Origin of the sequence: Rhodanobacter sp. AS-Z3 (genome assembly GCF_029224025.1) — a bacterium.
GTDB lineage: Bacteria > Pseudomonadota > Gammaproteobacteria > Xanthomonadales > Rhodanobacteraceae > Rhodanobacter.
Genome location: NZ_CP119392.1, coordinates 480772 through 494043 on the forward strand (window position 1 = coordinate 480772; position 13272 = coordinate 494043).

A 13272-nucleotide genomic window follows, 5' to 3' on the forward strand; every position below is an offset into this window, starting at 1 on the left:
ATGCGCCACGGTCATCTCGTGCTACTGGCCTTGCTGCTTGTAAGCAACGTTGTAGGTGCCGAGACCGCAGCGCGAACGCTCGACGATTTCAGTCAACCGAATCGCTGGACGGCTGCGGCCACCGATGACATCCGTGCCACGCTGCACCCGGCCAGCGCTCCACACGGCAAGGCGATCTGTCTGGAGTTCAACTTCAACGGTGTATCCGGCGGCCCCAGCCTGCGTCGTCGCCTGCCCATCACCTTTCCGGAAAATTACGCCTTGTCATTTGACGTGCGCGGCACCATGCCGCCGAATGACCTGCAAGTGAAGCTGATCGATGCCAGCGGCGACAACGTGTGGTGGTACCGCCGCGAGCACTTCACGCCAACGGACGCATGGCAGACCATCACTGCAAACAAGCGCGATATCGTTTCCGCGTGGGGGCCGGCGAAGGACCGAACGCTGCGCCAGACACAGACCGTGGAATTCACTCTTTATGCAGGGCAGGGTGGCCGTGGCGATTTTTGCGTCAGCAATCTGCGTTTGACGCCGTTGCCGCCAGCAGCCGTAGACGAACCCACGCCAGCCAGCCTCACGCCAAACGCCGTGCTGATGCAGCAAGCCAGGCATGCAGCACGCGGCATCTACCCACGTGGCTTCTCCGGTGAGCAGAGTTACTGGACGCTGGTTGGCGTCGACGGTGGCGCGGCAAAATCAGCGCTGATCTCCGAAGATGGCGCGGTGGAGGTGCGCAAGGGCGGCTGGTCGATCGAGCCGATGTTGCTCGACGGCAACCAGCTGATCGACTGGGCCACGGTGCAGACTAGGCAAAGTCTGCAAGACAATTACCTGCCGATCCCCACGGTGCATTGGCAGACCGACGGCGTGCAACTGGACACCACCGCCTTCGCCAGCGGCACGCCGCAGCAGACGAACCTGCTGCTGCAATACCGCCTCTCCAACCGCCGCAATAAACCACGCACGCTGACGCTGGCCTTGCTGTTGCGACCGTTCCAGGTCAACCCGCCAACGCAATTCCTCAATACCCCGGGCGGGATCAGTCCGATCACGGATCTGCGCTGGGACGGTCACGCCGTGCAGATCAACCACGCGTTGCAGGTGGTGTCGCTGCAGCCCGGCGACTTCGTCGCCAGCGCCCATGGTGCGATCACCCTCCCGGAGCGGTTGGCCGCAGGCGAACGTCCGCAGCTGCGCACGCTGCACGATGCAAGCGGGTACGCACAGGGTGCGCTGTTGTACCGACTGACTGTGCCGCCGCACGCAACCATCACGCTGGGGCTGGTGGTGCCTTCGAGCCCGGCGTCATTCAAGCCACCGGCCGATGCGGCAGCGTGGCTGAAACAGCAACGCGATGAAGTGGCGGCAGCGTGGCGCGTGAAGCTCAACCACGTGACGCTTGCGTTGCCCGCCGCGCAGCAGGATTTAGCTGACACCGCGCGCAGCGCACAAGCGCAGATGCTGATGTCACGCGATGGCCCGGCGTTTCAGCCAGGCACGCGCTCCTACGCGCGCACGTGGATCCGCGATGGCGCGATGATGAGCGAGGCGTTGCTGCGCAGCGGTCACAGCGATGTGGTCGGCGCCTTCGTGCGTTGGTACGCGCCGCATCAGTTCAATACCGGCAAGGTGCCTTGCTGCGTTGACGCGCGCGGTTCGGACCCGGTACCGGAGAACGACAGCCAGGGCGAGCTGCTGTTCACCATCGCGGAGTGGTGGCGTTTCAGCCATGACCTTTCCGGCCTGAAGAAGCTGTGGCCGCACGTGGAGCACACGGTGGCGTACATGGACCAGCTGCGCAACAGTGAGCGCACTTCGGCGCAGCAGGGCACCGCGCTGTACGGCCTGATGCCGGCGTCGATCAGCCACGAAGGCTATTCGGCCAAGCCGATGCATTCGTACTGGGACGACTTCTGGGCACTGCGCGGCTACGACGATGCGATCGCGCTGGCCAATGCCCTCGACAAACCTGATGAAGCGGCGCGCTTCACTGCCTCGCGGGATGTTTTACGCAGCGATTTGCAGTCGTCGATCCTCGCCGCAACGCGTGAACACGCCATCTACTACGTTCCCGGTGCGGCCGAACTGGGCGACTTCGATCCAACCTCCACCACCATCGCGCTGTCACCCGCCGGTGCGCAGGAGTGGCTGCCGCCGGCCTTGCTGCAACAAACCTTCGAACGCTACTGGCAGGATTTCATCGCGCGTCGCGACGGCAGCAAGGCGTGGGACGACTACACGCCGTACGAATGGCGCAACGTGGGGGCGTTTGTGCGGCTGGGCTGGCGCGAACGGATTCCGCAACTGCTCGCTTTTTTCATGGCTGACCGGCGACCAGCGGCGTGGAACCAGTGGGCCGAGGTGGTCGGGCATGACCCGCGCAAGCCGCGTTTCGTCGGCGACATGCCGCACGCATGGATCGCCTCGGACTACCTGCGTTCGCTATACGACATGTTTGCATGGGAGCGTGCCAGCGATCACGCGCTCGTTCTGGCGGCAGGCATTCCCGCTGCGTGGTTGCGCCAAGGTCACATCGACATCGAGGGATTGCGGACGCCTTACGGTGAGCTGCACTACTCGCTGCGAGAGCAGCATGACCAGCTGCAGCTTGAGGTAAGCGACGGATTGAGCTTGCCTTCCGGCGGTCTGGTTTTCCCGTGGCCGTATGCCGCTCAACCCAGCGGCAAGGCGTGGCTGAACGGCAAACCGGTGGCATGGCGCAACGGCGAGATCACGATACGCGAGCTGCCGGCAACGTTGAGGATCGAACGACCACGCTGACGGTTGCCGGCAACGCGGGTTCCCCGCTAGAACTTGCCGGCGCGGAAGTCGGCAATGGCCTGCTGGATCTGCTCGGGCGTGTTCATCACGAACGGTCCGTAGCGCGCCACACTTTCGTTGAGCGGTTTGCCGGCGACGACGAGCAGGCGTGCTGGTGTGTCGGTACCTGCCAGTTGCAGTTGTTCGCCATCGGACAAGACGCCCAATTCACTGCGCTGCAACGCTTCGCCACCCACCAACGCTGCCTCACCTTCGAACACGTAGGCGAAACCGTGATGGCCTGCGGGAAGGTCCAGCGTCAATTGCGCACCGGGTTGCAAGCTGATGTCCAGATACACCGGCGCGGTGACGATGCCTTCCACCGGGCCGGTGGCGCCGGCCAGTTCGCCGGCGATCACCTTGACTTCGACGCCGGGGGCGGGATGCACGACCGGGATGCGCTCCGGACCGATGTCCTGGTAACGCGGCGCGGTCATCTTGTCTTTCGCCGGCAGGTTCACCCAGAGCTGGAAGCCCCACATCAGGCCATTTTCCTGCTGCGGCATTTCCGAGTGCAGGATGCCGCGGCCGGCGGTCATCCATTGCACGCTGCCCGGCACCAGATCACCGCGGTTGCCATGGTTGTCGCCGTGCTGCATGTGGCCGGCGAGCATGTAGGTCACCGTCTCGAAACCACGGTGCGGATGCTCGGGGAAGCCAGCGATGTAGTCACCCGCCTGGTCGGAACGGAATTCGTCCAGCAGCAGGAATGGATCAAGCATGTCCAGTCCGGGCTGGCCGATGACGCGCTTCAATTTCACGCCCGCGCCGTCGGACGTATCCATGCCGCGGATGCGGCGGGTGATGTGGCGATCGCTCATGGCTTGCTCCATCAAGGGAATGACTGGCCGACAAGATGGCCCCATCACGCCGCCAGTCCAAGCCTCCGCGCAGGAACGGATCGTTCCATCGACGCGACAGTGGTTCGACGAGACGAGTTACCGCCCTCGTCCCTCACTCCTCTCCACTCATGCCCGCTTCAATGCACCCAGTGACCGCTGCGCTGGCGTGGCGGGCTGATTTCATCTTCCTTGCCCGGCCGCTGTTGCAGCACCATCGTTTCCACTTCGGCTTCGGTGGCAGGTTTGGCTTGCCAGTACTGGTTGACTGCGTTGAGCACGGTGGGCACCTGAGACAGACACTCGTCGTACTCGTCTTCGCTGAGTTTCTCGAATTCGGTATCGGCACTGAGAATGCCTTCGTCCACTGCCAGCGCCATCACCGGCCCCAGCAACTCCATCAACTGCGGGTCTTCGGCGAGGCGGTTTTCCCACAGCGCCGCGCGCAGGTCGATGCCACGACTGAACCCTTCGCACCAGCCGGCAGCCGACAGCAACGGGCCGCCTTCCATTTCGACTTCGCCGAGAATCGGTTCGTAAGCGTCCACATCAAGTTCCGCGCTGATCGAATCGTTGAGCTTGGCCAGCAGTGCCAGCACGCGATTGCCTTCGTCCTCGTCGGCGAACGGTTCGTGCAATACCTCATGCAGCCATTCATCCGGCAGCACCAGCAGCGGGCCAACTGTCAGCGCGCTGAGCAGGCCGTGCACGCCGTCCAGCAGCAAATCACCTTCGCCGGTATGCGCGCGCAGGTAGCGATCCAGCTCTTCCAGTTCGCTGTCGTCCAGCGAGCTGGGCCATTCGGCTTTGGTCATGTCGTTCATATATCCAGTTCCAGCATCACCGGCGTGTGATCGGAAGGGCGCTCCCAGCGTCGCGGTTCGCGGTCGATCGACGCTGCGGTAGCAGCAGATTTCAAAGCCTCGCCGATCAGGATCAGATCGATGCGCAAGCCCATGTTGCGGCGGAATGCTGCCTGCCGATAGTCCCACCAGCTGTAGTGCCCGGCCTCTGGCTGGAACAGGCGGAAACTGTCATGCAGGCCAAGGTCGGTAATCGCCTTGAGTGCGGCGCGCTCCGGCGGCGAACACAGGATGTCTTCACCCCAGGCAGCCGGATCGTAGACGTCGCGGTCGTCAGGACAGATGTTGAAGTCACCCAGCACCACCAGGTTCGGATGGCGTTCGTGCTCGTGGGCAAGGAAGTCGCGTACCTTGGCCATCCAGTCCAGCTTGTACGCATATTTCTCGTCACCGACTGCCTTGCCGTTGACGACATACAAGTCCACCACGCGCAACTTGCCGATGGTTGCGGCCAGGATGCGCCGCTGCGGATCGTCCAGACCGGGGATGTCGGTGACGATGTCGGTAGGTTCGTCGCGAGCCAGAATAGCCACGCCGTTGTAGGTCTTCTGGCCGGAATAGACCGCGCGATAGCCGGCGGCAGCCAGTTCCTCGACCGGAAACTTCGCGTCCTCCAGCTTGGTTTCCTGCAGCGCCACTACGTCCGGTTGGGCGTCAGCCAGCCACTGGGTCAGGTGCGGCAGGCGCACTTTCAGCGAATTGACGTTCCACGAGGCGATCTTCATGCGGCTATTGTAAGGGAACCGGGGTGGCTTCCGGGGGCGGGGGCCCGCCCGTAGAGTGGTCACCGATGGCGCCACAGCGCGGTTTTTGGGGCGGCACAGGGGCGTTTCGAGATGGAGAAATACGGGTTCGCGAATCTTTCGTTGAAAAATCCACCAAAACGCCAAAATCCAGTGTATGCTGGTCGAGCAAGAGTACCGCTTAAAGGCGACTTCTTGCTTCTAGTGGTTCGGCGCATGCCGCCAGGGCCACAAACCATCCATGCTTCAAAGGTATAGTTACATGTCGGATCGTCAGAGCGGTACAGTCAAGTGGTTCAACGACGCCAAAGGTTTTGGCTTCATCACCCCGGAAAGCGGTGACGACCTGTTCGTGCATTTCCGCGCGATCCAGGGCACGGGCTTCAAGTCCCTGCAGGAAGGCCAGCGCGTCACGTTCGTCGTCACCAAGGGCCAGAAAGGCCTGCAGGCTGAGGAAGTCCAGGTTGCCTAATTCCTTCGGGAATTGAGCGGTCTTGAAGAAACCCGCTTCGGCGGGTTTTTTCTTGCCTGGCGTTTGGCGTTTGTCCCGACAACGCCGCGGCAATGCCGCAGCGCTGCCTTGATCAGACCAGCCCGTAGCTACGCAACAAGGCTTCCGGTTCGGGTTTGCGACCACGAAAAGCGACGAAGCTTTCCAGCGCCGGCCGGCTGGCACCTACTGACAGGAACTCGGCGCGGAAGCGTTCGCCGGTGGCGCGGTCAATCACGCCATGTTCCTCGAACTCGCCAAACGCATCGGCGCTGAGCAGCTCGGCCCACAGGTAGCTGTAGTAACCCGCCGCATAACCGCCAGCGAAGACGTGGCTGAAGCCATGCGGAAAACGCTGCCACGCGGGCGGATGCAGTACGGCGACCTGCTTGCGCACCTGCTCCAGCACAGCCAGCGTGCGTGCACCCCGTGCCGGTTCGTACTCCAGGTGCAGCAGGAAGTCGAACAGCGCGAACTCCAGTTGGCGCACCAGGAACAGGCCGGCGTGGAAGTGGCGCGCAGCAAGCATGCGTTCGAACAGTTCGTCGGGCAACCGCTCGCCGGTCTGGTAATGCTTCGCGAACAGGTCGAGTGCTTCGCGGTTCCAGCCGAAGTTCTCCATGAACTGGCTGGGCAACTCCACCGCATCCCACTCGACGCCATCGATACCGCCAATCGAGGGTAACGTGATCTCGGTCAGCAGGTGATGTAGACCATGGCCGAATTCATGGAAAAGAGTGAGCACGTCGTCGTGTGTAAGCAACGCCGGCTTGCCTTCGGTCGGCGGGGCAAAATTGCAGGTGAGGAAGGCCACCGGCAACTGCTGCTGTGCGCCGTCGTCAAAGCGGGCGCGGCAGACATCCATCCACGCGCCGCCGCGCTTGCCATTGCGCGCATACAGATCGATATACGCGCCGGCAAACACCCGACCCTTGGCATCGCGCACGTCGTAATAGCGCACCTCGGGATGCCATACGTCGACGCCTTCGCGCACAGCCAGGGTAATGCCGTAGAGCTTTTCGGTGAGGCCGAACAAGCCATCGAGCACCGCCGGCAGCGGGAAGTAAGGCTTCAGCTGCTCTTCGTCCAGCGTGTACTCACGCTGGCGCAGTTTTTCCGAGGCATAGCCGACGTCCCACGGTTCCAGATTGTCGAGTTGCAATTCGTCATGCGCGAAAGCACGCAGCGTGGCCAGTTCCTGCTGTGCCACGGGCTTTGCGCGCAAGGCCAGATCGTGCAGGAATTCCAGCACCTCGACCGGCGAGCCGGCCATCTTGGTGGCCAGCGATTCTTCCGCGGCGTTGGCGAAGCCAAGCAACTGTGCCGCCTCGTGGCGCAACGCCATGATCTGCTCGATGCGCTCGCCATTGTCGAACTTGCCCGCGTCCGGGCCCTGGTCAGAGGCACGCGTCTGGTAGGCCCAGTACACCCGTTCGCGCAGGCCGCGATTGTCCGCGTAAGTCAAAACGGCCTGCACGCTGGGCTGCTTCAGCGTAACCAGATAGCCGTCCAGTTGCTGGTCCCCGGCGTACTGGCGCAGCACGGCACGACCGGAATCCGGAACGCCGGCAAGGTCGCGCTCGTCGGTAACGTGTTCATGCCATGCTTCGCTGGCATCGAGCACCGCGTTGGAGAATTCGGTGGAGAGTTTGCTGAGCTCGACACCGATCTCGCGAAAACGCGAACGCGCCGGCTCTTCCAGTGCCACCCCCGAGAGTTTGAAGTCACGCAGCGCGTGTTCCACCAGCGCGCGTTCCGCCCGCGGCAGCGTGTCGAAATCCGGTGCATCGGCCAGCGCCTGCACGGCGGCGTACAGCTCGCGGTTCTGGCCCAGTTCGATCGCGTGGTCGGTGAGCTGTTCTTCGGCCGGCGCGTAGACCTTGCGCAGCGCCTCGCTGTCTGCAACCGAGTGCAGGTGCGATACCGGCGCCCAGGCACGGGCCAGACGCTGCTCCAACCGTTCCTGGGTCAACATCACCGTGACAAAATCACGTGGCGCGCCAGGCGCGAGCAGCGCGTCGATGCCCGCGCGATAGTCGGCGAGCATCGTCTCGATCGCTGGCGCGACATGTTCAGGGCGAATTTGCGAAAAAGCTGGCAGGACATCGTCAGCCAGCAGGGGGTTGTCGTGACTCATGGGCGCTCCTTTGCGTAGGCTCAGCGTGGCGACCGGACGCACCGAAATCAAGCGCGGTGATGTGACAAGGCCAGCGCGCCGCTAGAATGCGCGAATGAATTCCCTGCGCAGCTTCAAGGGCATCGCGCCCACCCTCGGCCAGCGCGTCTACGTCGACCCCGTCGCCAGCGTGATGGGTGACGTAGTGCTCGGCGACGATGTCTCGATCTGGCCCGGCGCAGTGCTGCGCGGCGACGTCAACCATATCCGGGTTGGCGCGAAGACCAGCATCCAGGACGGCAGCATCGTGCATGTGGCGCACGCCGGCCCGTACGGTCCGGGCTTTCCGTGCCTGATCGGCGAAGGCGTCACCATCGGCCACGCTGCCGTCGTGCATGCCTGCACTATCGGCGATTACTGCATGATCGGCATGCATGCCACGGTGATGGACGGCGCGGTTATCCAGAAATACGGCTTCGTCGGTGCCGGCAGCCTGGTCGCTCCCGGCAAGGTCGTCGGCGAGCGCGAGCTATGGCTGGGCAACCCCGCGCGGTTCGTGCGTTTGCTCAGCGACGCACAGGTCGAACAACTGCATTACTCGGCCGATCACTACGTGCGATTGAAGGACACCTATCTGGCTTCGGCCTGATCCTGCGCTTGTTGCTGAGCTCAACGGCTCGTGGCGGCTTCCAGTTGCGTCAGCCACGCCAGCGCATGATCACGGTTGGCACCGCACATCGCCGGCTCGGCACGCAAGCTGCTGCACACGGCGGGTCGCTCGGGCCGACCGAAGATGGCGCAGCGGTTGTCTTCGGTCAGTTGCACACAACGAACGCCGGCCGGCTTGCCGTTTGGCATGCCGGGAATGGGCGAGGAGATTGACGGCGCAATACAGCAAGCACCGCAGCCAACCCGGCAAGTTATCGATGTCACGCAGCTTGCTGGCGCAAGGTTTGATAGACCGGTTCGGTTTCCGGCCGCTTGCCATGCCACAACTCGAACGCATCGGCGGCTGTTTCCACCAGCATGCCGAGACCGTCTACCGCGTAGCGCGCACCGGCGGCTTTTGCCCAACTCAGGAAACTGCTGGCGGCGGCACCGTAGGACAGGTCGTAACACAGCGCACGTGAGCCGATCAGCGAACCGGGAAGTTGCAAGGCCACGCCCAGCACGCCAGCTGAAGTCGCATTGACAATCAAGTCGTAGCTGCCGATGTTGGCCAGGTCATCCCAGTAGCGCGTGTGTGCACGCGCGGGATCACCGATCGCATCGGCGAGAACATCGGCGGCCGCGGGTGAGCGATTGACGATGGTCAACGTTTCCACACCGGCATCCAGCAGATCCCACGCCACGCCGTGGGCGGCGCCACCGGCACCGAGCAGCAGCGCGGTATGGCCACGCAGGTCCAGCTCGTGGCGTTCGGTGATATCGCGAACCATGCCGGCACCATCGGTGTTGTGCGCGGCCAGTCGGCCATCCGCCAGTCGGGTCAGGACGTTCGCGCCGCCTGCGCGGGTGGCGGCGGCACTGTGCTGATCGGCCAAGGCAAACGCCGCGGCCTTGTGCGGCAAGGTGACATTCGCGCCATGGCCACCTTCCGCGAAGAACTGCTGCACCGCTTGGGCAAACTCGTCGGGCGCCGCATCAATCGCGCGGTATTCCAGTTCGATACCGAACTGCTGCGCGAATGCCTGATGGATGCGTGGCGACAGGCTATGCGCTATCGGATGGCCGAATACGGCGAACTGAGCGACAGACATGGTGATTCCCTGAAGTGGTTTATGACGTCCATTCTACGTAGGTCCAGAGCATCGTCGCAGCGGATGAGATCAGCAGCCGGCAATCTGCCGCTGTCATTCACCGCTGGAGTTGCCATGCACGCTCGACCGCTGCCTTCCCCGCACCATCAACGCCTGCTTGGCGCCAGCGCACTGTGGCTGGCCGGTGGTGCAAGCCTGTTGCTGACTACGCTGATCCCGGCACACACCGAAACGCTCGGCTGGACGCCGGCGTTCTGGCTACTCGGAGCACCACTGGTCGTGCTGCTGGCACTGCAGCCCGCCTTGCCACGTCAGTTGTTGATGCTCTGCCGGCCACAGCGTCGGGCTCTTCACCGCAATATCTGGCAATAAACCAGGCCGATCAGCGCGCGCTGCCACCCTGACGCTTGCGCTCCATCCGGCGCAAAAACTCCTGCATGATCCGCAGATACAACTCGTCGCCGAGATGCGCATCCTCGACCCCCGCATCAATGGATGGGTTGTCGTTGACTTCGATGACCACCGGCTTGCTGCCGACCTGTTTCAGATCGACCCCGTAGAGACCATCGCCGATCGATTGCGTAGCCTTCAATGCCAGCTTGACCACTTCGGCCGGCGCATCGTTCACCGCGATCGTTTCGAAGCCGCCGGACTTCGCGGTGCCCTTGGCGCCGTGGTTGTAAATCTGCCAGTGGCCACGCGACATATAGTACTTGCATGCATACAGCGGCTCGCGGTTGAGTACGCCGATACGCCAGTCGAAGTCGGTATAGAGGTATTCCTGCGCCAGCAGCAAGGCGCTGTGCTGGAACAGGCCACTGGCGGCCGCGGCCAGCGACGCCTCGTCCTCGACCTTGACCACGCCACGCGAGAACGAGCCGTCCGGAATCTTCAGCACCAACGGGAAACCGAGCTTGGCAACAACGTCCTTGGTGCCCTTTGCATCATCACGATAGAGGATCTCGGTGCGCGGCACTGCCAGCTTGCGCGAGACCATCAGGTCGTTGAGGAAGATCTTGTTGGTGCAACGCAGGATCGAGGTGGGATCATCGATCACCACCATGCCTTCCTTCTCCGCGCGATGGGCGAAGCGATAGGTATGGTTGTCCGACGCGGTGGTTTCGCGAATGAACAGGCCATCGTATTCGGCCAGCCGCTGGTAATCATTTTTGCCGATGGGATCGACTTCGATGCCGAGTTCCTTGCCGGCAGCGACGAAGGACTTCAGCGCCTTCTTGTTCGACGGCGGCATCTGCTCGGCTGGATCAACCAGCATCGCCAGGTCGTAGCGGAACTGACGACGCGCGCGCGGCTTGCGCCACAATTTGCGCGAGAAACGGTCGAGCTCCTCGGCGAACGCGTCTTCCTGGGCATCGTCGAGCGTATGCAATCCGACCGGCTTGATCGAACTGACCTGCCACACGCGATCGCGCTCGAACTCGATCCGCAGCAGCGGGCAGGGAAACATTTCGAACACCTGCCGAGCCAGGTCCTGCAGCGCGGGATAGGCGGTTTCGCCGAAGTAGACGAGGATGCCAAAGTCGGTGGTGTCGCGCCCGCCGGCGGGAAGGAAGTGGGTCAGTTTCTGGTTGAGATCGTCGATGTCCAGACCGTACAGCGAGCGCCGGCGCAGATCGTTGACCGTGCGCACCGACGGCATCACCTTGTGCCCGCGGGCCTCGGCCAGCAACGATACGTAATAGCCGGTGCCGAGATATTTGTAGCTGCGGCAGAGGTTGAGCACGTGCGTGCGCTCATCGTCACTGTCGACCGGCCTGCGCAAATAGTCCATCGCGCTGACAACGTCGACGGACGGGTAGTACGAGCCCCAGTCGGAGGCTTTTTCGACAACGATGACCAGACGGGTCATGACACCACTCAGACGATGCGGCGACGGCGGGAAAGGCCCTCAGCTGGCAGGGCGACGCGTACAAGGCGCGCAGTTTGGCACAGCGTCCGGGTTGCACAAAGGCGCGCGCTGAAGCGCGAATAAACGCGCGGATGGAAGGGCGAATGGATCGTCACAAGGGGCCGGGCGATCAGCCCAGCCACCGAAGCGCATCCGCGGCTGCTAAAGTCCGCAGGTGCCGACCCTTAATTCCCCATCATCTTCTGCTCGCATGCGCCGCGTCTTGCCGGACTCCGCCGACCTGCCGCCGGCAATCAGCAGCACGCGAGTACGTCGCGCCGCCGGCTCCGATCTTGACGATCTGGTTGCGCTGGAACAGCGCAGTTTCAGCACTGATCGACTGAGTCGTGCGCAATACCGCCGTCATCTGGACAGCGATTCGGCGGTGGTCCTGATAGCTACCGACAGTCATCGCCAGCTGCTAGGCAGTGCCGTGCTGTTCTTCCGCAAACGCAGCAGCGTGGCACGTCTCTACTCGCTGGCCACGCGGCAGGAAGCGCGCGGCCACGGCGTTGGCGCAGCTTTGCTGGTGGCCACCATTGACGCGTCCCGCCAACGGGGATGCCAGGCAATGCGACTGGAAGTGCGCAGCGACAACAGCGCCGCGATTGGCCTGTACGAACGTGCCGGGTTTCAGCGCATCGGTCGCTACGAATCCTATTACGAAGATGGCGCCGACGCGTTGCGCTACGAACTGACGTTGGCTTGAACCACGGCGTTCAACGACCCAGTGGTTCTCCGATCCGACGCTCGGTTGCCTCATCAGGGCGCGCGACCAGCGCGCCGGTGCGCATCAGACTCACCGTGTAATGCCCCTGGTCGACCAGCGGCAGGAACGCACCACTGCCATAGACCGTATCGACCTCCGGCAACCAGCTCGGATACTGCTTTTTCAGATCGAGCAAGTCGAAACCACCAGCGTCGCTGAAACTGATCACCGTGCGCGGTGCCTGCATTTCCTGATTGGCGTCGTCGTAACGGCCAGACAGGCGATCCAGCCGATACAGCGGCGGCACGCCGGCCAGCAAGGCAGGCAGTTTCCACTTCAACACGACCGCCTCGATGCGCCAGTCATCGCCCGCCAGTTGCACTTGGCGCGTACGGCCATCAGGCCTGGTGAGGGTGACCGCCCAGCGCTGCGGCGACAGGATATGTGCGTCGATATCCACCACCGGCGCCTCCTCGCCAAGCAGGCGATAACCGCGCAACGCATAGCCCATGCCGGCCAGCAACAAGGTCAGCATGAAGCAGATGATGCACAGCACCGCTCGCCAACTGGCGGCGAGCCGGCGACCGCCATGCAGGCGCTGGCGTACGGCAATCAACTGCACCAGGGTAATCAAGGCCAACACCGCCGCCATGATCAGCAGCAGGGTGGTCGGCAAACGCAGTAGTGCGGCCCAATCCATCTTCGTCGTCCTCATCGCCTGCAACGGCGAATCACGGTCCATCATAACGGGGCAGGTTGATGACAGCGGCCAGAATGTCGGTGGCCGTGGTCAGTCCCGCGGCCTCGCTATACTGGATGCGTTTCCAGGAACCCTGACCATGTCCCGAATACTCTTGCTGCTGACATCCTGCCTCGTTCTGCTCCTGCTTGCCGGTTGCGGCAACAAGGGCTTGCTGGTGCTGCCGCCACATCCGGCCACACCATCCACGGTGGCGGCACCGACCTCCGCTGCGCCAGTCAACACACCACGCTGAGTGATCTCAGGTGAACCTGCTGCGCTTT

At 63.1% G+C, this 13272-nt stretch carries 14 protein-coding genes; 6 read left to right on the plus strand and 8 right to left on the minus strand.

The window, feature by feature from the left end; genetic code table 11:
* A complete protein-coding gene (locus PY254_RS02060; protein ID WP_281013829.1) occupies positions 1 to 2781 on the plus strand; it encodes a discoidin domain-containing protein in 2781 nt (926 codons plus the stop codon).
* Between the two features lie 26 nt (positions 2782 to 2807).
* Here PY254_RS02060 and PY254_RS02065 read toward each other — a convergent pair whose 3' ends face one another.
* The 3 genes from PY254_RS02065 to xth form a co-directional block, all read right to left on the minus strand.
* Entirely contained in the window at positions 2808 to 3641 is an 834-nt protein-coding gene (locus PY254_RS02065; protein ID WP_281013830.1) for a pirin family protein, read from the minus strand.
* 158 nt (positions 3642 to 3799) lie between these two features.
* On the minus strand, positions 3800 to 4474 hold the full coding sequence (locus tag PY254_RS02070) for a YecA/YgfB family protein (RefSeq protein WP_281015133.1): 675 nt from the start codon (positions 4472 to 4474) through the stop codon (positions 3800 to 3802).
* A 5-nt stretch (positions 4475 to 4479) separates the two neighbouring features.
* A complete protein-coding gene (xth, locus tag PY254_RS02075; RefSeq protein WP_281013831.1) occupies positions 4480 to 5247 on the minus strand; it encodes an exodeoxyribonuclease III in 768 nt (255 codons plus the stop codon).
* Positions 5248 to 5527: 280 nt separating this feature from the next.
* Between xth and PY254_RS02080 the strand changes: the two genes are divergently transcribed.
* Positions 5528 to 5737 carry a cold-shock protein gene (locus PY254_RS02080; RefSeq protein ID WP_007809889.1) on the plus strand — a complete coding sequence of 70 codons (210 nt, stop codon included), beginning with the start codon at positions 5528 to 5530 and terminating at the stop codon, positions 5735 to 5737.
* 112 nt (positions 5738 to 5849) lie between these two features.
* Here the strand turns inward: PY254_RS02080 and PY254_RS02085 are convergent, their stop codons facing one another.
* Positions 5850 to 7892, minus strand: coding sequence for a M3 family metallopeptidase (locus tag PY254_RS02085; RefSeq protein WP_281013832.1), 2043 nt, complete (start codon positions 7890 to 7892; stop codon positions 5850 to 5852).
* A 94-nt stretch (positions 7893 to 7986) separates the two neighbouring features.
* Here PY254_RS02085 and PY254_RS02090 point away from each other — a divergent pair, with 94 nt between their 5' ends.
* Positions 7987 to 8520 carry a gamma carbonic anhydrase family protein gene (locus PY254_RS02090; protein WP_281013833.1) on the plus strand — a complete coding sequence of 178 codons (534 nt, stop codon included), beginning with the start codon at positions 7987 to 7989 and terminating at the stop codon, positions 8518 to 8520.
* Positions 8521 to 8540: 20 nt separating this feature from the next.
* On the opposite strand, the gene PY254_RS02095 is transcribed toward PY254_RS02090, so the two are convergent.
* Positions 8541 to 8795, minus strand: coding sequence for a YkgJ family cysteine cluster protein (locus PY254_RS02095; RefSeq protein WP_345781832.1), 255 nt, complete (start codon positions 8793 to 8795; stop codon positions 8541 to 8543).
* A 5-nt stretch (positions 8796 to 8800) separates the two neighbouring features.
* On the minus strand, positions 8801 to 9631 hold the full coding sequence (aroE, locus tag PY254_RS02100) for a shikimate dehydrogenase (protein ID WP_281013836.1): 831 nt from the start codon (positions 9629 to 9631) through the stop codon (positions 8801 to 8803).
* Positions 9632 to 9745: 114 nt separating this feature from the next.
* Between aroE and PY254_RS02105 the strand changes: the two genes are divergently transcribed.
* On the plus strand, positions 9746 to 10003 hold the full coding sequence (locus tag PY254_RS02105; RefSeq protein ID WP_281013837.1) for a hypothetical protein: 258 nt from the start codon (positions 9746 to 9748) through the stop codon (positions 10001 to 10003).
* 10 nt (positions 10004 to 10013) lie between these two features.
* Here PY254_RS02105 and PY254_RS02110 read toward each other — a convergent pair whose 3' ends face one another.
* On the minus strand, positions 10014 to 11501 hold the full coding sequence (locus tag PY254_RS02110; RefSeq protein WP_281013838.1) for a RimK family ATP-grasp domain-containing protein: 1488 nt from the start codon (positions 11499 to 11501) through the stop codon (positions 10014 to 10016).
* 250 nt (positions 11502 to 11751) lie between these two features.
* Between PY254_RS02110 and PY254_RS02115 the strand changes: the two genes are divergently transcribed.
* Entirely contained in the window at positions 11752 to 12249 is a 498-nt protein-coding gene (locus PY254_RS02115) for a GNAT family N-acetyltransferase (RefSeq protein WP_281013839.1), read from the plus strand.
* A gap of 10 nt (positions 12250 to 12259) precedes the next feature.
* Here the strand turns inward: PY254_RS02115 and PY254_RS02120 are convergent, their stop codons facing one another.
* Entirely contained in the window at positions 12260 to 12949 is a 690-nt protein-coding gene (locus tag PY254_RS02120; RefSeq protein ID WP_281013840.1) for a hypothetical protein, read from the minus strand.
* Between the two features lie 139 nt (positions 12950 to 13088).
* Between PY254_RS02120 and PY254_RS02125 the strand changes: the two genes are divergently transcribed.
* Entirely contained in the window at positions 13089 to 13244 is a 156-nt protein-coding gene (locus PY254_RS02125) for an LPS translocon maturation chaperone LptM (protein ID WP_281013841.1), read from the plus strand.
* The last annotated feature ends 28 nt before the right edge of the window (positions 13245 to 13272 follow it).